The 18,467-nt window shown below is 66.5% G+C and carries 15 protein-coding genes; 6 read left to right on the top strand and 9 right to left on the bottom strand.

Annotated features, from left to right (window positions below):
* The first annotated feature begins 2 nt into the window (after nt 1-2).
* Together ASD78_RS07650 and ASD78_RS07645 are read left to right on the top strand one after the other, a co-directional pair.
* Complete coding sequence (locus ASD78_RS07650) at nt 3-794, top strand: queuosine precursor transporter (protein ID WP_056099964.1); 792 nt, start codon at nt 3-5, stop codon at nt 792-794.
* A 124-nt stretch (nt 795-918) separates the two neighbouring features.
* A complete protein-coding gene (locus ASD78_RS07645; RefSeq protein ID WP_056099706.1) occupies nt 919-2,724 on the top strand; it encodes a DUF885 family protein in 1,806 nt (601 codons plus the stop codon).
* Between the two features lie 169 nt (nt 2,725-2,893).
* Here ASD78_RS07645 and ASD78_RS07640 read toward each other — a convergent pair whose 3' ends face one another.
* Together ASD78_RS07640 and ASD78_RS07635 are read right to left on the bottom strand one after the other, a co-directional pair.
* Nucleotides 2,894-4,120 (bottom strand): WG repeat-containing protein, encoded by a 1,227-nt coding sequence (locus ASD78_RS07640; RefSeq protein ID WP_162250142.1) that lies wholly within the window; start codon nt 4,118-4,120, stop codon nt 2,894-2,896.
* 113 nt (nt 4,121-4,233) lie between these two features.
* Nucleotides 4,234-4,944 (bottom strand): rRNA pseudouridine synthase, encoded by a 711-nt coding sequence (locus ASD78_RS07635; protein WP_056099700.1) that lies wholly within the window; start codon nt 4,942-4,944, stop codon nt 4,234-4,236.
* Between the two features lie 96 nt (nt 4,945-5,040).
* Here ASD78_RS07635 and ASD78_RS07630 point away from each other — a divergent pair, with 96 nt between their 5' ends.
* Entirely contained in the window at nt 5,041-5,898 is an 858-nt protein-coding gene (locus tag ASD78_RS07630) for a PA4780 family RIO1-like protein kinase (protein WP_055902576.1), read from the top strand.
* 301 nt (nt 5,899-6,199) lie between these two features.
* Here ASD78_RS07630 and ASD78_RS07625 read toward each other — a convergent pair whose 3' ends face one another.
* From ASD78_RS07625 to ASD78_RS07610, 4 genes are all read right to left on the bottom strand, one after another.
* The gene (locus tag ASD78_RS07625) at nt 6,200-7,306 is read right to left on the bottom strand and encodes a hypothetical protein (RefSeq protein ID WP_156087621.1); all 1,107 of its coding nucleotides are present in this window, start codon (nt 7,304-7,306) and stop codon (nt 6,200-6,202) included.
* A 113-nt stretch (nt 7,307-7,419) separates the two neighbouring features.
* A complete protein-coding gene (locus ASD78_RS07620) occupies nt 7,420-7,734 on the bottom strand; it encodes a hypothetical protein (RefSeq protein ID WP_056099694.1) in 315 nt (104 codons plus the stop codon).
* A gap of 57 nt (nt 7,735-7,791) precedes the next feature.
* Complete coding sequence (locus ASD78_RS07615; RefSeq protein WP_056099690.1) at nt 7,792-8,163, bottom strand: hypothetical protein; 372 nt, start codon at nt 8,161-8,163, stop codon at nt 7,792-7,794.
* Nucleotides 8,164-8,284: 121 nt separating this feature from the next.
* The gene (locus tag ASD78_RS07610) at nt 8,285-9,616 is read right to left on the bottom strand and encodes a DEAD/DEAH box helicase (RefSeq protein WP_055902587.1); all 1,332 of its coding nucleotides are present in this window, start codon (nt 9,614-9,616) and stop codon (nt 8,285-8,287) included.
* Nucleotides 9,617-10,345: 729 nt separating this feature from the next.
* Here ASD78_RS07610 and ASD78_RS07605 point away from each other — a divergent pair.
* Both ASD78_RS07605 and ASD78_RS07600 read left to right on the top strand, forming a co-directional pair.
* Nucleotides 10,346-10,702, top strand: coding sequence for a DoxX family protein (locus ASD78_RS07605; RefSeq protein ID WP_055902590.1), 357 nt, complete (start codon nt 10,346-10,348; stop codon nt 10,700-10,702).
* A gap of 13 nt (nt 10,703-10,715) precedes the next feature.
* Entirely contained in the window at nt 10,716-11,909 is a 1,194-nt protein-coding gene (locus ASD78_RS07600; RefSeq protein WP_056099686.1) for a low temperature requirement protein A, read from the top strand.
* Nucleotides 11,910-11,969: 60 nt separating this feature from the next.
* Here ASD78_RS07600 and ASD78_RS07595 read toward each other — a convergent pair whose 3' ends face one another.
* The 3 genes from ASD78_RS07595 to ASD78_RS07585 form a co-directional block, all read right to left on the bottom strand.
* On the bottom strand, nt 11,970-13,343 hold the full coding sequence (locus ASD78_RS07595; RefSeq protein WP_056099961.1) for an MBL fold metallo-hydrolase: 1,374 nt from the start codon (nt 13,341-13,343) through the stop codon (nt 11,970-11,972).
* Nucleotides 13,344-13,463: 120 nt separating this feature from the next.
* Nucleotides 13,464-14,450 carry a hypothetical protein gene (locus ASD78_RS07590; protein WP_056099682.1) on the bottom strand — a complete coding sequence of 329 codons (987 nt, stop codon included), beginning with the start codon at nt 14,448-14,450 and terminating at the stop codon, nt 13,464-13,466.
* A 302-nt stretch (nt 14,451-14,752) separates the two neighbouring features.
* Nucleotides 14,753-15,769, bottom strand: coding sequence for a hypothetical protein (locus ASD78_RS07585; protein WP_055902602.1), 1,017 nt, complete (start codon nt 15,767-15,769; stop codon nt 14,753-14,755).
* 333 nt (nt 15,770-16,102) lie between these two features.
* Here ASD78_RS07585 and ASD78_RS07580 point away from each other — a divergent pair, with 333 nt between their 5' ends.
* Nucleotides 16,103-18,190, top strand: coding sequence for a M13-type metalloendopeptidase (locus ASD78_RS07580; protein WP_056099957.1), 2,088 nt, complete (start codon nt 16,103-16,105; stop codon nt 18,188-18,190).
* Nucleotides 18,191-18,467 lie beyond the last annotated feature (277 nt).

Genomic DNA, 18,467 nt, shown 5'->3' with positions numbered 1-18,467 from the left:
CGATGAATCAAGTGCAGACCGGTATCGGCGCCAAGACGCTGGAAGACCGCGCGCTGCGCTTGTTCATCGTGCTGTCGGCGTTCTTCTGCGTGAACGCCGTGCTGGCCGAGTTCATCGGGGTCAAGATCTTCGCGCTCGAAGACACCCTGGGCATCGCTGCGCTGCAGTGGAACCTGTTCGGCCAGAGCGGCTCGCTCAGCTTCACCGCCGGCACCCTGCTGTGGCCGGTGGTGTTCCTGATGACCGACGTCATCAACGAGTTCTTCGGCCGCCGCGGCGTGCGCACGATTTCCTGGCTGGCCGCGCTGCTGATCGTCTACGGTTTCGTGTTCGCGTTCGCGGCGATCTCGCTGGCGCCGGCCGACTGGTGGGTCAAGGCCGCGCAGTCGCAGGGCGTGGACGACTACCAGGCCGCATTCTCCGCGGTGTTCGGCCAGGGCCTGTGGACCATCGCCGGTTCGCTGGTCGCCTTCATGCTCGGCCAGCTGATCGACGTCGCGGTGTTCCACCGCATCCGCAACGTCACCGGCGAAAAGCACATCTGGCTGCGCGCGACCGGCTCGACCGCGGTCTCGCAGCTGGTCGACAGCTTCGTGGTGCTGTACATCGCCTTCGTGCTGGGGCCGCAGAAGTGGCCGACCTCGCTGTTCCTGGCGGTGAGCACGGTCAACTACGCCTACAAGATGCTCGCCGCGATCGCGATGATCCCGCTGATCTACCTGGTGCGCGCGGCGATCGTGCGCTACCTCGGCCGGGCCCGCGCCGAACAGCTGCGCGACGAAGCCGCCGCCTGAACGCGACGCAGGCCGCGATTCGGGCCATCGGCGCGGCGCATCGCTGCGACCCGTGACTTCCGACCGGGGCGGCTGAGCGGGCGCTCGGCCATGCTGGGTGACTCATCGCTCCGGGGAACCCGTAATGACCTTGCGTCCGCTCGCTCTCGCACTCGCTCTGACCGTCGCCGCCGCGGCCATTGCGCCCGGCCATGCCGCCGAAACACCCAAGGCCGCCGCCGTCGACCAGGCCAAGGCCGCCAAACTGACCGCGCTGTACGGCCAGTACTGGGAGGAAGTGCTCAAGCTCAACCCGGTCCAGGCCACGTTCCAGGGCGACAACCGCTACAACGACCAGTTGCCCGATTTCGGCACCGCCCAGTATCGCCAGGAATCGCACGACTTCACCGTGCGCTGGCTCAAGACCGTGCAGGACATCGGCCCGGCCGGCTTGCAGGGCCAGGACCTGCTGAGCTACGAGACCTTCGTGCGCGACTCGAAGATGTCGCTGGAGTCCGAGCAGTTCCCCGACTGGATGATGCCGATCAATCAGATGGGCAGCATGGCCAGCTTCGCCGTGCAGATGGGTTCGGGCACCGGCCCGCAGCCGTTCAAGACGGTCAAGGACTACGACAACTGGCTCGCCCGCGGCAGCAAGCTGCCGGGGCTGTTCGACACCGCGATCGACAACATGCGCCAGGGCATGAAGGCCGGCGTGGTCCAGCCCAAGGCGCTGATGATCAAGGTCATCCCGCAGTTCGACGCGCTGATCAAGGACAAGCCGGAAGAAACGCTGTTCTGGGGCCCGATCACCAACCTGCCCAAGGACTTCTCCGACGCCGACAAGCAGCGCTTGACCGCGGCCTACCGCGAGATGATCGGCACCCGTCTGATGCCGGCCTACAGGAAGCTGCGCGCCTTCATCAACGACGAATACCTGCCGGCCACGCGCGACAGCGTCGGCCTGGACAAGTTGCCCAACGGCCAGGCCTGGTACGCGTTCAACGCGCGCCAGCGCACCACCACCGACCTGAGCCCGGCGCAGATCCACCAGATCGGCCTGGACGAAGTCGCGCGCATCCACGGCGAGATCCGCAAGGTGATGACGCAGGTCGGCTTCAAGGGTTCGCTGCAGGACTTCTTCAAGTTCATGCAGAACGATCCGCGCTTCGGCTTCAAGAGCGAGGACGCCCTGCTGGCGCATTACCGCGCGCTGGAAGCCAAGATCAACCAGAAGATCCCGCAACAGTTCTCGCTGGTGCCGAAGGCGCCGTTCGAGATCCGCGCAGTCGAACCGTTCCGCGCCCAGTCCGCGGCCGGCGGCGAATACCGCAGCCCGAGCGAGGACGGTAGCCGTCCGGGCGTGTTCTACGTCAACACCTACGACCTGCCCACGCGCAAGACCTGGGACGCCGAGGACCTGTACCTGCACGAAGCCATCCCGGGCCACCACTTCCAGCTCGCGCTGCAGCAGGAGCTGACCGGCATTCCGGCGTTCCGCCGCTTCGGCGGCGAAACCGCCTTCATCGAGGGCTGGGGCCTGTACGCCGAATCGCTGGGCAAGGACCTGGGCGTCTACACCGACCCTTACGACTACTTCGGCTACCTGCAGAACGAACTGTGGCGCGCGATCCGCCTGGTCACCGACACCGGCCTGCACAGCAAGGGCTGGACCCGCGAGCAGGTGATCAAGTACATGCTCGACAACTCGGCCGAGAGCGAAACCCAGTCCACCGCCGAAGCCGAGCGCTACATCGCCTGGCCGGGCCAGGCGCTGGCGTACAAGATCGGCGAACTGAAGATCCAGGAACTGCGCCGCAAGGCCGAAAAGGAGCTGGGCACGAAGTTCGACGTGCGCGAGTTCCACGCCGAAGTGCTGAAGGACGGCTCGGTGCCGCTGGAAGTGCTGCAGCAGAAGGTCGACCGCTGGATCGCCAGCAAGAAGGGCTGACCGCGAATGCGGTGATGCAAGAAAAAGCCGGGCATGCCCGGCTTTTTCTTTGTCCGCGACTGGCGCGGGCGATGCTGCGAGGTGGCGCGCCTGCCGGCGCGGCAGACGCACGCCACTTATCGGATCGGCGGAAAAGCGGATTGCGCCTCACGTCACGCGTTTCAGGAGTTCAGCCGCCATACCGGGGATAGCCAGCGGGCACGGCCATTGGACCTCGTTGTCGGCGCTCGCGCTTGCCTGCGTCCTTCCTGGTGGCGGCCTTCGCGCAGTCGCGCGCGGCCCGCTCCGTGCCCGGCGGATCGGCGGCATCGATGCACACCGTACGGCCGGAAGAGGTCATCAGGGCCTGCCCGCCACCGTAGTCCTTGATCTCGTCGTACTTGAAATCGGTCAGCGGCCGGCCATCGGCATCCAGCAGGGCTATCTTGTTCGCTCGCCACACCGCGGTGAGTCCGCTCAAGTCCCAGGTATCGCCGATATCGCCCTGGTCGTAGACCAGCTTGCCATACATATCGAACAACTCCAGCCGATAACGTTCGTCGTGGTCCTTGCGCCACTGAATTTTTTCGTACGGGTTGAGCGTTTCAGGCTCTGGATTGAGCAGGGTGCTATAGCCCACCGTCCGGCCGTAATAGCTGCCGCCCGGCCGTTGCATGCGCAAGCCGGTGATGAAATTCACAGTGATGCTCTTGTGCTCCTGTTCGGACACGCGGGCCCAGCCGTTATCCAGACCATCGAGCGCGTAGCCAGGCGAAACTTCGTAGTACTCGCTCGGTAGCACGACCCGACCTCGGGCATCGAGCAAGCCCCGGCGGACCTTTCTCGGCTCTCCCGGTTTGGCGACATCGCGCTGCACCTGATACCAGGAGACGTCCGGTCGCAACTTGGTGCTGACTTCGACGATGTTGAGATACTCGAAGGGGATGACAGTACTTCCGTCCTGGCCGATGACGCCGTAGCGATCGTCCCTGAAACCCCCGTCCGAAAGCTTGGTGATGGCAACCGCCTGACCGTTGACGAAATGCAGTTCCCTGGCGAACAAGGTGGCCGACAATTCATTTCCTTGACGATCGAATTTGCGCACGCTCTGCAGGCCGATAGCGCGCAGGCCCTCGTCGCCCAGATCGGCAATGTGCTGATAGCCGATGGGGATGACGACGAGATTGCGTTGATCCACCACGCCGAAGGCGGATCGGCCTTTCCTGTCGATCCGGGCCAAATACAGGCAGCCGCCGAGCGATGCGACCTTCCGATGCGATGGCGCGCGTTTCCCGCGCTCTGATATCGAAACAGGTCCAGGTTCCGGACTCTCCTTGCCGGTCATCGCCTGATAGAAACGAACCGGCGCGCAAGCCGCCAAGAGGCAAAGCAGAACTACTGAGGCGATCCTGGCCATCTTTCTCATACGTCCGATGTTTGCATGCGCACGCGCGCCCGGAAAGGGCCGCGCGCGGCCCCTATGGCTGCGATCACGGCGATCCGCGCACGTCCCACATCTCTCGCGACGACTCAGAACTTCTCGCCCACCGGCAAGTAGCGCCACTCGCCTACCGGCATCTTGCTCAGCGAAATGCGTCCGATGCGCAGCCGCTTGCTGGAAACGACCTCCAGGCCGACCTGGGCGCACATATGCCGCAACTGCCCGCCCATCACGTTCTTGATCGCGAAGCGCAGGCGGGTTTCGTTCGCCCAGCTGACCTTGCACGGCGCCAGCGGCCGCCCGCGGTATTCCAGACCGTGCGCGAGTCGCTTCAAACCGTAGGGCCCCAACTCGCCGCTCACTTCGACCACGAACTCCTGCTCGATCTGCGCGTAGTCCTCGGTCAGGCGGCGCCAGGTCCGGCCGTCCTGGCTCAGCACCACCAGGCCGGAGGCCTCCGCATCGATCGGCATCAGCGGGGTCAGGTTGTGGAAATGGCGCTTGAGCAGGCGCACGCCGGACAGGTCGCCCTCGGCGTGGGCCGCCGCCAGGGCCAGGCCGGGGGCGTCCTTGAAGTCCACGCCGGCCGGCTTGTGCAGCAGCATCGTCGCCGGCTCGGCCGGCTCCAGCCGCGCATCCGGGTCCAATTCGACCTGTTGGGTCGAGATCGGCGCCTGGGGCTCTTCCACGACCTCGCCGTCGACCCGGACCCAGCCGCCCTCGATGTATTGCTGGGCTTGCGCGCGCGAACAGCCCGTCAGTTCTGCGACGCGTTTATCTAGACGTAGGGGCTCGGACATGGAAAAAAGTCGGTGGGAAAGGCGTTAAGTGTAAAGATACGCCGGCGCCCGGCGGAAAACCCTTCTCCGCCGGACCGATTTCGTTCATAGGATTAGATGAAGACTCCCTCCGGCTTGCAGGCGCTGATCGACGACGGCGTAATCGATGAAGTGATGCGTCCGCTGAAAAGCGGCAAAGAGGCGTCGGTGTACGTGGTGCGCTCCGGCAACGACGTGCGCTGCGCCAAGGTCTACAAGGACATGGCCCAGCGCAGCTTCCAGCAGCGCGTGCAGTACCAGGAAGGCCGCAAGGTGCGCGGCAGCCGCGAGGCGCGCGCGATCGGAAAAGCCAGCAAGTACGGGCGCAAGCAGCAGGAAACCGCCTGGAAGAACACCGAGGTCGATGCGCTGTACCAGTTGCGCGAGGCCGGCGTGCGCGTGCCCGAGCCCTACGGCTATTTCCACGGCGTGCTGGTGATGGAACTGGTGACCGACGCCGACGGCCACTCCGCGCCGCGCCTGGGCGAGGTCGAGCTGGCGCCGGATCAGGCGCGCGGCTTCCACCGCTTCCTGGTCCGCCAGGTGGTGAAGATGCTGAGCGTGGGCCTGATCCACGGCGACCTGTCCGAGTACAACGTGCTGGTCGCGCCCGACGGCCCGGTCATCATCGACTTCCCCCAGGTCGTCAGCGCAGCCGGCAACAACGCCGCGCGCACGATGCTGCTACGCGACGTCAACAACCTCACCGCCAGCCTCGGCGCCTGGGCGCCGGAGCTGCTCGACACCTGGTACGCCGAAGAAATGTGGGCGCTGTTCGAAGCCGGCGAGCTGCATGCCGACAGCGAACTCACCGGGACCTTCGTCCACGACGAGTCGACGGTCGATCTGAACAGCGTGCGCGATGCGATCAACGATGCCCGCGATGAAGCCCTGATCCGCCAGCAAGGGCGCGAAGCGGCGGCTGCGGAAGAGTGAGACACGACGCCGCGCGATCGCGCGGCGAATCGCTCAAGCGCGAAGGGCCATCACAAAGCGCTCGCTCGACGACATCGCTCGGTGATCGACCTGTCTCGACCGGTTTCGCCACCGGCTGGAGCTATGGCGCAGTCCGAAGCGAGAACATGATCGTGGCCTACGCAGGCTATTGCTGGCGCCCCGGTTTCCGGGGCGCTGCTTGGGTTCTCGCGGAAGAAGGCCTCTACACAGGCACCGCTTGGGTGTCATCGTTCGCTGCGTGGGCGGCATCAGTGGCGTGGCGTCGCCAAAACACGGGCGACTAACCGCCGAAGATCTCTTCCGTGCAGACCAATTTGTCGCCTGGCTTAAGGGCAATGACATTGGTGCCGCCGGGCTGCACCAGCCAGGATGATTCACCAGAGGCGGTGACTTGTCCGGTGTAAGTGCGATTCTTTCCGGCCTGGGCGAAACCAAACGCTTGAGCGACCTGCTTACCGTTGATTGCGCAGCCGACAATCACGTCTCCCTGCTCGGGACTCGACGCGACAAAGCGCAGTTTTCCGGCATTGGGCGCAGCTTGACGTACGTCGACCACACGTTGCGTTTGGTCGTCCGCCGTAGCGGCCACGACCACATAGCGCCCACCACCCTTGCGAACCGGATAGACCATGACCTTGCCTTCCGGCATTTCGTTCATGGAAATGGGTTCGAGCTCGGCGTCGTATGCATCGAATCCAAAGGCTTGATAGGGGAGTTGCATTGCAGGGAAGCGCTTGCCGATCAGGCCGGAAAACGCAGCGCCATTGCCCCTGGCTGGCGTGGAGCCGGCCATCGCGCTTTGCGTTACGCCAGTGCTGCCTTTCAATTCCGCACGTTCGCTATCGCGCAACGGGCGGGTAAAGCGCAGTACGGTATTCGCGCGCGGCCAAGCCATCTCTCCCAAGTTGCCGGCGTCTTTACAGCGGCCGCCGAGATGCTTGATCGCCGCGCCTTCGACGACAAAGCGGCTTTCGCACTCACCGTCTTCACTCTTGCCTCTCAGCACCCACGCCCCATTGCTGAATGTGGCGATGCCGGAGGTCTCAACCGTTCCATTCATCACGCCGCCGAAGCCGCCGGGGTCGGCAGCGCTGGCGTCACCAATGAATTTGACCAGAGCGCGTCCACTACCGATGTCTTCAATGGAGTAGCTGAACTCGGCGCCCTCATTCTGCAGCTTTCCCTTGCCATCTTTGTGTCGCGACTGTGCTTGGTAGCTGTAAACGCCTGAGGCCGGTGCACCAACAGCCCCTCGCTGATTGACCGATACCGCAGCGCCACCCTGGGCCACAAGATTGACTAAGGCCGTTTGTCCGCCAGAGGTTCCAGCGGAGACTTGATAACTAAGCAGAGCGATAGATGCCGCCAGAAGAGCCAATCTTTTCATTCGAAATGCGTCCTTTTCCTTGGATGATGAATTTTCACGGCGCGCCGTATCTTGCCGAACATTTCCAGCGTAAATCGCGGGGTAGGAACAAACCTGCGATCACGCCCATACCCCTACACCGCCGCCTGCTGCAACAACTTCGCCAGTTCTTGCGCCTGAGCCCTGCTCAGCCGGTAGGGCACCATGCTGATCGCCAACGGCGCCTTGGACACCACGGACAGCGCGACGAAATCTTCGCCTTCCGCATCCTCCATGCGGATCACGTTGAGCGTCTGCGAGGTCATCACACGGCCGGTCAGCTCGACCTTGCCCACCTCGCGCTTGATGGTGCCGCCCAACAGCGCGCCGACCAGACTGCCGCTGCGCGCGTAGCGCAGGATGAAGTAGCCGATGATGCCTAGAAACAGGATGGGGAACAGGTAGTCCATTCGATCCTCTTCGATGCCTGCCCAGAATTCGCAGATCGGCGCAGCGGGTCGCTGCGGTTACATCTCCCAGCTCGCCTTCGACACGATGCGCCGGCCTTCCAGGGTCAACGTCGCCTCGGTCGCGGTCATGACCAGCGTGAACGAGGGAATGCCGGGGGCTTGGTCGGTCGCGGTGTAATGCAGTTCGAGCCGCTTGCGCTGGGTATCGAATTCCTTGACGCGCACCTGCTGCCTGGGCACCGGCCGGTAGTCCTTGTCGCCGGGCTGGCCGATGCGGACGGTCGAGATCACGGGACGTTCGTCGTCGCCGATTTCCAGGTCCACCGAATACCCCTCGCCGTTGAACTGCAGGGTCGAGGTGGCGTGCGCGGACCGCGTGGGCGCGAAGGCCAGCACCAGGGCGGCGAACAGGGCGAGCAGTGGCTTCATCGGTGCGTTCCTTGCGTTCCGTAGGTACCCCATCCTAGCGCGCGCGGCAGGTTGCCCGCCTGCGCGCCGGCAAAGAAAAAGGCCGGCGATGCCGGCCTTTTTCATCGACGCTGCGAAACGCTTACACGCCTTCGCGACGCTGGCCGTTGCCCGAACCCGAGCGGCCGCCGCTGCGGTGCTGCGGACCGGCGTGGGCGTGGCGCGGGGCCGGCTTGCCGTGCGGACGATGCGAGGGCTTGCGCGGGCCGTTGTTGCCGCCCGGACGCTGACCGCCGGGGCGACGGGCGCCCGGTGCGTCGGAACCCATGCGGATCGGGCGGCTCGGCTCGAAGCCCTCGACCGTGACCATCTGGATGTCGTCCTTGAGGATGCGCTGGATCTGGCGCAGCAGGCCGCCTTCGTCCGGCGAGACCAGCGACAGGGCTTCGCCGGTCGCGCCGTTGCGGCCGGTGCGGCCGATGCGGTGGACGTAGTCTTCGGCGACCATCGGCAGATCGAAGTTGATCACCAGCGGCAGGCTGGGGATGTCGAGGCCGCGCGCGGCGACGTCGGTGGCGACCAGCACGCGGGCCTTGTTGGCCTTGAAATCGCGCAGGGCTTTCTGGCGCTGGGCCTGGCTCTTGTTGCCGTGGATGGCGACGGCCTTGAAGCCGGCGTCTTCCAGCTGTTCGGCCAGTCGGTTGCAGCCGTGCTTGGTGCGGCCGAACACCAGCACCTGGTCGGTGCTGCGCTCGGCGAGGATGCGGACCAGCAGATCGCGCTTGCGGCCGCCGTCGACCGGATGCGCCTTGTGGGCGATGGTGTCGGCGATGGTGTTGTTGGCGGCGACCTGGACCTGCTGCGGCTCGCGCATGAACTCCAGGGCCAGCTTCTTGATCTCGGTTTCGAAGGTGGCCGAGAACAGCATGGTCTGGCGCTGCGGCGGGACGCGGCCGAGGATGCGCTTGATCGCGGGCAGGAAGCCCATGTCGAGCATGCGGTCGGCTTCGTCCAGGACCAGCACTTCGATCGCGTCGAGCTTGGCGGTGCCGCGCTCCATGTGATCGATCAGGCGGCCGGGGGTGGCGACGAGCACGTCGACACCGCGACGCAGCATGTCGACCTGCGGGCCCATGCCGGCGCCGCCGTAGATCGAACAGATGCTCAGGCGCAGGTGCTTGGCGTAGCTGCGCAGGCTGTCGTTGACCTGCACCGCGAGCTCGCGGGTCGGCACCAGCACCAGCGCGCGCGGCTTGCGCGGGCCGTTGGCGCCGGTGAGCTTGGACAGGCGGTTCAGCAGCGGCAGGCCGAACGCGGCGGTCTTGCCGGTACCGGTCTGGGCGCCGCCCAGCAGGTCGTGCCCGGCCATCGCCAGCGGGATCGCTTCGGACTGGATCGGGGTCGGGGTGTTGTAGTTCTGCTCGACGAGCGCGCGCAGCAACGCGGGCGCGAGCCCGAGGGATTCAAACGTCATGGTGGAACTCCAAGTGCTAAGGATCCGCGGACCGAAGTCGCGGAGTCACTCGGAGCGTTCCCTAGAACCGCGCTGCGAGTAATCGAAATGACGGTGCCGGATGCTCCGGACCGTGTCGGCGCTACGAAAGACGTGCGGGATAAAAGCCGATCGGCGAGTCCTGGACTCTTGCGATACGGCGGGCAACCTGGGAAACGTACCCCTTGCGGGGAGGCAGCCGTGCGCTGAACAGGCGGAACTGTACGCGAAAGCCGGCGCTTCCGCCAGCGCTAAATTCTTGTCGGGATTAGGAAAACGGGCGGTGGGCAGGAACGGGCGGTTCGCCGGCCGGCCCGGTGGGTGGTGCCTGGCGCCCTGGGTACCGTGGCCTCGCGGTACCGATCAGCCCGCCCGGTAAGCCGGTGGAGGCCGCCTTGGCCACAGACGGAAAGTTAAATTTGCGTTAAATAACAAGGGGCGCGCCAGAGCCGCGGAGCCTCAGGACGCGTCCACCGCTCGCGCCGATTCGACCGGCCCCAGCCGATCTTCGCCAGCCGGTGCCGGAAGGCTCAATGGATTCGCGGCCCACGACCGCGCCCACTCGCCGCAGCCATCGCCGCCCCCTTGCTCACTCGACCTGCATGCTCTCGCCCACGGCCATGCATGATCGCGCGCAGACTGGTAGAAAGGGTCGAACCGCGCGTCCGTCGGGCGCGCGGCGCAGCACCACCGCAGCCTGGGGAGCAGGCCATGGACAACCGCAGCCTAGCCACCACCGCACGCACGCTGATCGCCAGCGTCTTCATCGTCATGGGCCTGTACCGCCTGCTCACCGCCTGGGGCGGCGCGGCGACGCCGGTCGCGACCCTGGTCTTCAGCGCGGTCGAACTGGTCCTGGGCCTGCTGATCGCCAGCGGCTGGAAACTGCGCTGGACCGCCGGCCTGGCCGCGCTGCTGATGGCCGTGGACGCGCTGATGTCGCACCCGTTCTGGAGCCTGGCCGGCGCCGAACGCGGCGCCCAGTTGCTGCACTTCATGAAGAACGTCGGCCTGATCGGCGGCCTGTTCTTGCTGATGGCCCACGCCGGCCATCCGCCGCGACGCTGAGCGGGGCCGCACCATGAGCGACGCCTCCGCACGCGGCCTGCTGCGCACCCGCAACGCGCACGAGCACGGGCGGGTGACCATGGTTGAGCTGTTCTTCGACCTGGTGTTCGTATTCGCCGTCACCCAGATTTCGCACACCCTGCTCGAACACCTGACCCTGGCCGACGCGCTGCGGACGGTGCTGCTGTTCGTGGCCGTGTGGTGGGTCTGGATCTACACCTCCTGGTGCACCAACTGGCTGGACCCGGAAACCGCGCCGGTGCGGCTGCTGCTGTTCGCGCTGATGCTGGGAGGGCTGTTGCTGTCGAGTTCGCTGCCGCAGGCGTTCGGTGAGCGCGGACTGCTGTTCGCCGCGGCCTACGCGGCGATGCAGGTCGGGCGCACGCTGTTCATGCTGTACGCGCTGCACGGCGTGCACGCCGCATGGTTCCGAAGCTTCCTGCGCATCGCGGTGTGGCTGCTGGTCTCGGGCCTGCTCTGGATCGCCGGCGGCCTGGCCGAAGGCGAGGCGCGCGTCGCCTGGTGGGCGGGCGCTTTGTCGATCGAGTTCCTCGGGCCGATCGCGTACTTCTGGGTGCCGGGCCTGGGCCGCTCGACCATCGGCGATTGGAACGTTGATGGCGGCCACCTGGCCGAACGCTGCGCGCTGTTCGTGATCATCGCCCTGGGCGAGTCGATCCTGGTCACCGGCGCGACCTTTGCCGGGCTACCGATGGACGCCAGCCATACTTCTGCGTTCGTGTTCGCCTTCGTCGGCAGCGTGGCGATGTGGTGGATCTATTTCGACAGCGGCGCCGAGCGCGCGAGCCGGCGCATCGTCCATGCCGCCGATCCTGGCCGGCAGGCGCGCATGGGCTACACCTACCTGCATCTGCTGATCGTGGCTGGCGTCATCGTCTGCGCGGTCGCCGACGAAATCGTGCTGGTGCATCCGGGCCATGCCGACAACGCCGGCATCGCCGCGATCCTGGGCGGGCCGGCGCTGTACCTGCTCGGCAACGCGCTGTTCAAGTGGACGACGAACGACCGCCGGACTCCGCCTTTGTCGCATCTGGCGGGTTTGATCCTGCTGCTGGCTTTGTCGTTGACGGCGCGCTCTCTGCGTCTGTCGGCGCTGGCGCTGGGCGGCGCCACCACCGCGATCCTGGTACTGGTGGCGACGTGGGAGCGCCTGGCGCTGTCGCGCGAGGCGCAGGCGGCGCATTGAACGAACGACAGCGTCGCCGACAGGAGCCCGAGACCGCGCGACACCACGGCGTAGAAGCGCTCACACCTCCAGGGTCATGCCCGGCCGCGCCAGCGCCGCTTTGATGCCATAACGCTCGCCGATCTCCCCGGCCAGCGCCTCGCGTGCCTTGTCTTCGCTGTGCACCAGGGTTAGCGGCGGATGCCCGGCGATCGCACCGTACCAATCCATCAGCCCGCGTTGATCGGTATGCGCGGACAAGCCGCCGACGGTATGGCGCTGCGCGTTGACGCGCACGTCGCGGCCATGGATACGCGCCCACTGCGCGCCGTCGACCATGCGACGCCCCAGCGTGCCTTCGGCCTGATAGCCCACGAACACCACCCGCGTCTTCGGGTTGTCGAGGCGATGGCGGAAGTGGTGCAGGATGCGGCCGGCGTTGGCCATGCCGGAGCCGGCGATCACGATCGCGCCGCGCTCGATGCGGTTGATCGCGATCGAATCCTCGCTGGACTCGGTCAGCTGCAGGTTCGGCAACCGGAACGGATTGGGTTTGTCGCGCCAGACCTGCTGCGCGTCCTCGTCGAACAGACCGGCATGCCGGTCGTAGACGGCGACGACTTTGGCCGCCATCGGGCTGTCGAGAAAGATCTTCCAGCGCGCCATCTGCCATTCGTCCCAGTGCTTGGCGAACCAGTACAGCAGCTCCTGGCTGCGCCCCACCGCGAACGCGGGGATCAGCACGTTGCCGCCGTCGTTCCAGGCCTGATCGAGGATGCGGCCGAGTTCGCGAATGGTCTCGGCGCGGTCGCGGTGCAGGCGATCGCCGTAGGTCGATTCCATCAGCACCAGGTCGGCGCTGTCGATGCGGGCGGGATCGCGCAGGATCGGCGTGCCCTTGGGGCCGAGGTCGCCGGAGAACACCAGCTTGCGGCCGTCGGCCCAGACTTCGACCGCGGCCGAGCCGAGGATATGACCGGCATCGCGGAACGCGATCTCGACGCCGGGCAGGATCTCGCTGCGTTGGTCGTAAGGCAGCGGCCGCACCAGCGCCATCGCGGCTTCGACATCGGTCTGGGTGTACAGCGGCAGCGCTTCGGGTTCGTCGCGGCCACGCCGGCGATTGCTGCGCTCGGCCTCGCTTTCGGCGATATGGGCCGAGTCCAGCAGCATGATCCGCATCAGTTCGGCGGTCGCGGTCTGGGCGTGGATCGCGCCACGGAAACCGCGACGCACCAGCAGCGGGACCCGGCCGATATGATCGATGTGGGCATGACTGATAACCAGCGCGTCGAGCGCGGCCGCATCGAACGGGAACGGATCGGCGTTGCGGCGCTCGCCCTCGGGGCTGCCCTGGATCATGCCGCAGTCCAGCAGTACGCGCCGGCCGGCGGCCTCGACTTCGTGCAGGGAGCCGGTGACTTCGCCGGCGGCGCCGCGGAAATGCACTTTCATCGCAAGGATCCGATACGCGGCCGCACGGCCGAAGTCGGCACCATCGCCCATGCGGGCCGCCTCCACAAGAGCGAAGGCCCGCGCGAGGCGGGCCTTCGGCACAGCAATTGCAGTCCGGACTTATCGACCCGGCACGCGGCAGCAACGCGACGCGGCTTTGGCGGTGGCGGCCGAGGCGCCTTCGTTGATCATGTTGCAATGCGAGGTCCAGCTGCCGGCCTGGCGCATGCTGAAGGTCGACGGACGGCACTGCACTTCGACCTGAGTGTAACCGGCGGCGCAGGCCGGCGCGAATACGTTCGCCGACGCACCGGCATTGATGTTGGTGTCAGCGCTTTCGACCTCGACGCATTCCAGCGCGGTCGCCTGCGGATTGATGAAGTAGCCGATGATGTCGCCGACCAGATGGGTCTGGGCGAACGTATACACCGACAGCTCGTTGGCCGAGGCGCCCTGATCCAGCGCGACGGTGGCGACGTTGCCGCGGATGTCGCCACCGGCATAGTTCACCGTCGCCGCGAGCGGCTGGGTGGTGCCGAACGGGAAGGCGGTGATGTAGCCCGCGCCCGCCGGCGTGACGGTGGTGAAGTTGATGACCGCCGCGGCGAACGAGCCGGCCGCGCCGACGCCGTTGCAGTTGCTGGCCGCGCCGCCCTGGAAGCTGTAGTCGGACACCGCCGTCACGTCGAAGCTGCGCACCGTGTTGGCCGCGATCGCACCGCCGGCCAGGCGGGTGTCGAACAAACGGCAGGGCGAGATCGGCACGAACACCAGATCGGTGGCGGCGTCGCCCAGGCTGTTCGGAGAGATGTCGGCGCCGGCCTTGCTCGCCGTCGGAGCGCCCAGCAGCGCGCTGGTCATGGCGTCGAAGTTCGACGCGTCCGCTGCGCTCTGCAGCGCGCTCAGCGGTGCCTTGGCGAAGGTCGGGCCCATTTGCTGGGCCCAAGTGCCCATGTCAGCGCGATAGGCTTCCTGTACGTACGGCCCCCACTTCTTGACGACCTGATAAACGAGTTCGCCGCGGGCGCCACGACCGGCCGCATCCGCCGGTTGCGACAGCAAAGGCGCAAGCGCGAACAGACCGGCGGCCAGAATCAACTTGTTCATGGTGTATCCCCTCTAGGCTCGATTCGCGGGTCGGGTCCCCCTTGGACCCGATCGCCGACACTCCAAAGGGACGAGAACCAAAACGAAAACAGGACATTCATCTCAAAATCGCAGTGACGGAATACGCATAACGGCCGCCATCCTTCACCGCGTTTCCAAGGGAACCGCGCGTGCAAACGCTTGCAGCCGCCGCGGCCTGAGGGAAAACACCCAACCGGTGCCGCGACTGCGCCTCAGCAATGCGAAAGGCCCGCACGAAGCGGGCCTTTTATAAGGGTTACGCAAAAGCGCGCCGCGACCGGTCAGCGTCCGGGCAGACGACAGCACTCGGCATAGACGGTCACCTGCATGGCGGTCGGGCTTTCGTTGGCGAAGACGCATTGGTGCAGCGTGCCGTTGGGATAGGACGCGACCACGCGGCCAGCCGTGCCCGCTGCCTGGCAATAACCGCCCGTCTTGGTGTAGCCGGCCGGGCAGCTCGGCGAAGTACCGGTGAACGAAGCGCTTCCGTTCATGGTGCTCACGTTCGACACCGTCGTGCATTGCAATGCGGTCGGTGTCGGCGCGATGAAATACCCCACGATGTCGCCCACCAGATGCGTCTGCGCGTACGAATACACGCTCATGTCGCTGGCCGCGGCGCTCGTGTCCAGCGCGACCACGGCCAGGTTGTTGACGATGTCGCCGCCGGCGTAGTTCGCGCTCGCCGCCAGCGGACGCGCACCCTGGTAGGGAAAGGCGGTGATGTAGCCGGCCATGCTGGGCGTGATCACGGTGAAATTGATCATCGCCGCACCGATCGCTCCGGCGGTCCCGACGCCGTTGCAGTTGCCCGCGCTGCCGCCCTGGAAGCTGTAGTCGGTCACCGCCGCCACGTCGAAATCGCGCGTGCCGTTGGCCGGGATGACACCGCCGGCCAGGCGCGTGTCGAGGATGCGGCAGGGCGCGATCGGCACGAAGGTGAGATCGGCGGTCAGATTGCCGATCGCGCTCGGCGTGATCTGGCCCGCCGCCGTCGCGCGCGCGCCGGCCCGGCCCAGCAACGCATCGTTCATGGCGTCGAAATCGCGCGCGTCGGCCGCGCGCTGCAGGGCGTCCATCGGCGATTTTGCGAAAATCGGGCCCATCTGCCGGGCCCAGTCGCCGATGTCGGCGCGGTAGGCCTCCTGCACGTGCGAGCCCCACTTGCGCACGATCTGGTAGACCAGCTGGCCGCGCGGCGAATGGCTCGCTGCGTCGGCGCCGCGTACGAGGGTCGGAACGAGCAGCAAGGGTGCGGCCACGGCGAGCGCGGCGGCCGCGAGTATCGTCTTATTCACTTGATCTCCCTGTGGCGCGACGCGCGGCGCGGGCATCCTGCCCCGTCCCGGCGCCGCGTGGTTGGTCGGCGTCCGCCGCAGAGTATGCCCTGCGTCCAGGCCAGGGCTGTGCCGGGTTTGCCGGTCCGCGCGCCGGCTCCCGCCGCAGCCCCGACCCGGCCGCCTCGCGCGCAACGTACCGGCGTCCGCACACCCCGCCATGACCTTCGACACCCCCTCGCCGGGCCGAAGGGGTCTATTGTCCTGCCACGCCCCGCACGGGGCGGCAACGATGCCCTACTCCCAAACGCCGCTAGGCCGGAGCCCGCTGTGACCCTGAAGAAACCCCAAATCCTGCTGCTGACCCTCGCCATCACCACGGCGATGGTCGCCTGCACCAAGAAAGACGACGCCGCCCCGGCCGCGGACGCCGCCAAGCCTGCCGCCTCCGCCGACGCCGCCGCGCTGAAGATCGACGACAGCAAGCTGCCGGGCGTGAACCGCTTCCAGGTCAGCGACCTCGACACCAGCAAGGACGCCTGCACCGACTTCGGCGGCTACGTCAACGGCAAGTGGCTGGCCGCGAACAACATCCCGGGCGACCGCACCTCCTGGGGCGCGTTCGAAATGCTCGACGAGCGCTCCACCGCGGTGCAGAAGCAGCTCGCCGAGAAGGCCGCCGAACTGCCCGACGCCACCGGCGTGGACAAGATCGTCGGCGATTTCTATGCCAGCGGCATGGACGCGACCAAGATCAACGCCCAGGGCATCAACCCGATCAAGGCCGACCTCGACGCGATCGCCAAGCTCGAGAACAAGGACCAGATCGCCGACTACCTGCGCACCAGCGCCGCCAAGGGCCAGAACGTGCTGTTCGGCTTCGGCGCCGAGGCCGACTTCAAGGATTCCAAGAACAACATCGCCTACGCCTCGCAGGGCGGCCTGGGCCTGCCGGACCCGACCTACTACACCTCGGCGGAGAAGAAGGACAAGCTGGCCGCGTACGAGAAGCACGTCGCCAACGTCCTCCAGCTCAGCGGCGTGGCCGCCGCCGACGCCGCCAAGCAGGCCAAGGACGTGGTCGCGTTCGAAACCCGCCTGGCCAAGGTCTCCAAGACCAGCGAGCAGCTTTCGCGCGATGCCGAGCTGTACTACAACCCGGTCAGCCCCGCCGACGCCGACAAGCTGGCGCCGAACTTCCCCTGGACCAAGTTCATCGAGTCGCAGGGCGTGGCGGTGCCGAAAATGTTCTCGCTGGCGATGCCGGACTTCCACAAGGAAGTCAGCAAGATGCTGGCCGACGTGCCGGCCGCGCAGTGGCAGAGCTACCTGCGCTTCCACACCGTCGATAGCGCCTCGCCCTATCTGTCGGACGACTTCGTCAAGGAAAACTTCGACTTCTACCGCAAGACCCTGCGCGGCCAGACCGAGCTCAAGGAGCGCAGCAAGCGCGTGCTCGACACCATCGAGGAGCAGGCCGGCGAAGCCCTGGGCCAGATGTACGTCAAGGTCGCGTTCTCGCCCGAATCGAAGACGCGCATGGAAGCCCTGGTCAAGAACCTCAGCGAGGCCCTCAAGGCGCGCATCGAGAAGCTGGACTGGATGAGCCCGGAGACCAAGAAGAAGGCGATGGAGAAGTGGGCTGCCTTCACGCCCAAGATCGGCTACCCCGACAAGTGGCGCGACTGGGCCGGCCTGCAGACCAACCGCGACAGCTACTACGGCAACCTGATGGCGGCCACCGAGTTCAACTACAAGTGGAACCTGGGCAAGATCGGCAAGCCGGTCGACCGCACCGAGTGGGGCATGCCGCCGCAGATGGTCAACGCCTACTACAACCCGCTGCAGAACGAGATCGTGTTCCCGGCCGCGATCCTGCAGCCGCCGTTCTTCGATCCCAACGCCGACGACGCCACCAACTACGGCGGCATCGGTGCGGTGATCGGCCATGAGATGACCCACGGCTACGACGACCAGGGCAGCCGCTTCGGCGCGACCGGCAACTTCGAGAACTGGTGGCAGCCGGCCGACGCCAAGGGCTTCGGCGGCCGCACCGACAAGCTGATCGCCCAGTTCAACGGCTACGAGGCGGCTCCGGGCGCCAAGGTCAACGGCAAGCTGACCCTGGGCGAGAACATCGCCGACCTGGGCGGCCTGGCCACGGCCTACGACGCGATGGTCAAGGCCACCGCCGGCCAGCCCGATCCGAAGACCGACGGCCTGACCCGCGACCAGCGCTTCTTCCTCAACTGGGGCACCGTGTGGCGCCGCAACTTCAAGCCCGAAGAGCTGAAGGTGCGCCTGGCCACCGATCCGCACGCGCCGGCCAACTTCCGCGCGATCGGCGCGCCGTCGAACCTGCCGGCCTTCGCCGCTGCGTTCTCGTGCAAGCCGGGCCAGCCGATGGTGCGCGAAGGCGACAAGCAGGTCGTGATCTGGTGAGTCACCGCGCCGCGCGCGCGTTCCGCCACCGTGAGCGGAACGCGCGAACTACGCGGCGCACTTAATCCCCGCCCTCGTCGGCAGGCGCGAAGGCCCGGGTTTCCCGGGCCTTCGCTTTTCCGGCCACCGGACCGCCCCGCCTTGGGGTAGGAGCGGCGTAAGCCGCGACCGCGACCTTCGACCGCCCACGCAAGCCGCAGGCCCCTCGACGATCGACCGCCCCAGCCTCGTGTCGCCGTCGGCTCTCCGAGGCAGCGCAACCCTCCCCCGCCACTTT

It is taken from the genome of Lysobacter sp. Root667 (genome assembly GCF_001427715.1).
In the GTDB taxonomy this organism is placed as follows: Bacteria; Pseudomonadota; Gammaproteobacteria; order Xanthomonadales; family Xanthomonadaceae; genus Lysobacter.
The sequence above is the reverse complement of the archived record's forward strand: the minus strand, read 5'-3'. Positions and strand labels throughout refer to the sequence as shown.

What these genes read in the sequence shown, in the direction of transcription:
- ASD78_RS07610 (WP_055902587.1), bottom strand. Translation starts at nt 9,616, where the DNA reads ATGACGTTTGAATCCCTCGGGCTCGCGCCCGCGTTGCTGCGCGCGCTC.
- ASD78_RS07600 (WP_056099686.1), top strand. Translation starts at nt 10,716, where the DNA reads ATGAGCGACGCCTCCGCACGCGGCCTGCTGCGCACCCGCAACGCGCAC.
- ASD78_RS07630 (WP_055902576.1), top strand. Translation starts at nt 5,041, where the DNA reads ATGAAGACTCCCTCCGGCTTGCAGGCGCTGATCGACGACGGCGTAATC.
- ASD78_RS07645 (WP_056099706.1), top strand. Translation starts at nt 919, where the DNA reads ATGACCTTGCGTCCGCTCGCTCTCGCACTCGCTCTGACCGTCGCCGCC.
- ASD78_RS07620 (WP_056099694.1), bottom strand. Translation starts at nt 7,734, where the DNA reads ATGGACTACCTGTTCCCCATCCTGTTTCTAGGCATCATCGGCTACTTC.
- ASD78_RS07650 (WP_056099964.1), top strand. Translation starts at nt 3, where the DNA reads ATGAATCAAGTGCAGACCGGTATCGGCGCCAAGACGCTGGAAGACCGC.
- ASD78_RS07635 (WP_056099700.1), bottom strand. Translation starts at nt 4,944, where the DNA reads ATGTCCGAGCCCCTACGTCTAGATAAACGCGTCGCAGAACTGACGGGC.
- ASD78_RS07595 (WP_056099961.1), bottom strand. Translation starts at nt 13,343, where the DNA reads ATGAAAGTGCATTTCCGCGGCGCCGCCGGCGAAGTCACCGGCTCCCTG.
- ASD78_RS07590 (WP_056099682.1), bottom strand. Translation starts at nt 14,450, where the DNA reads ATGAACAAGTTGATTCTGGCCGCCGGTCTGTTCGCGCTTGCGCCTTTG.
- ASD78_RS07605 (WP_055902590.1), top strand. Translation starts at nt 10,346, where the DNA reads ATGGACAACCGCAGCCTAGCCACCACCGCACGCACGCTGATCGCCAGC.
- ASD78_RS07640 (WP_162250142.1), bottom strand. Translation starts at nt 4,120, where the DNA reads ATGGCCAGGATCGCCTCAGTAGTTCTGCTTTGCCTCTTGGCGGCTTGC.
- ASD78_RS07625 (WP_156087621.1), bottom strand. Translation starts at nt 7,306, where the DNA reads ATGAAAAGATTGGCTCTTCTGGCGGCATCTATCGCTCTGCTTAGTTAT.
- ASD78_RS07615 (WP_056099690.1), bottom strand. Translation starts at nt 8,163, where the DNA reads ATGAAGCCACTGCTCGCCCTGTTCGCCGCCCTGGTGCTGGCCTTCGCG.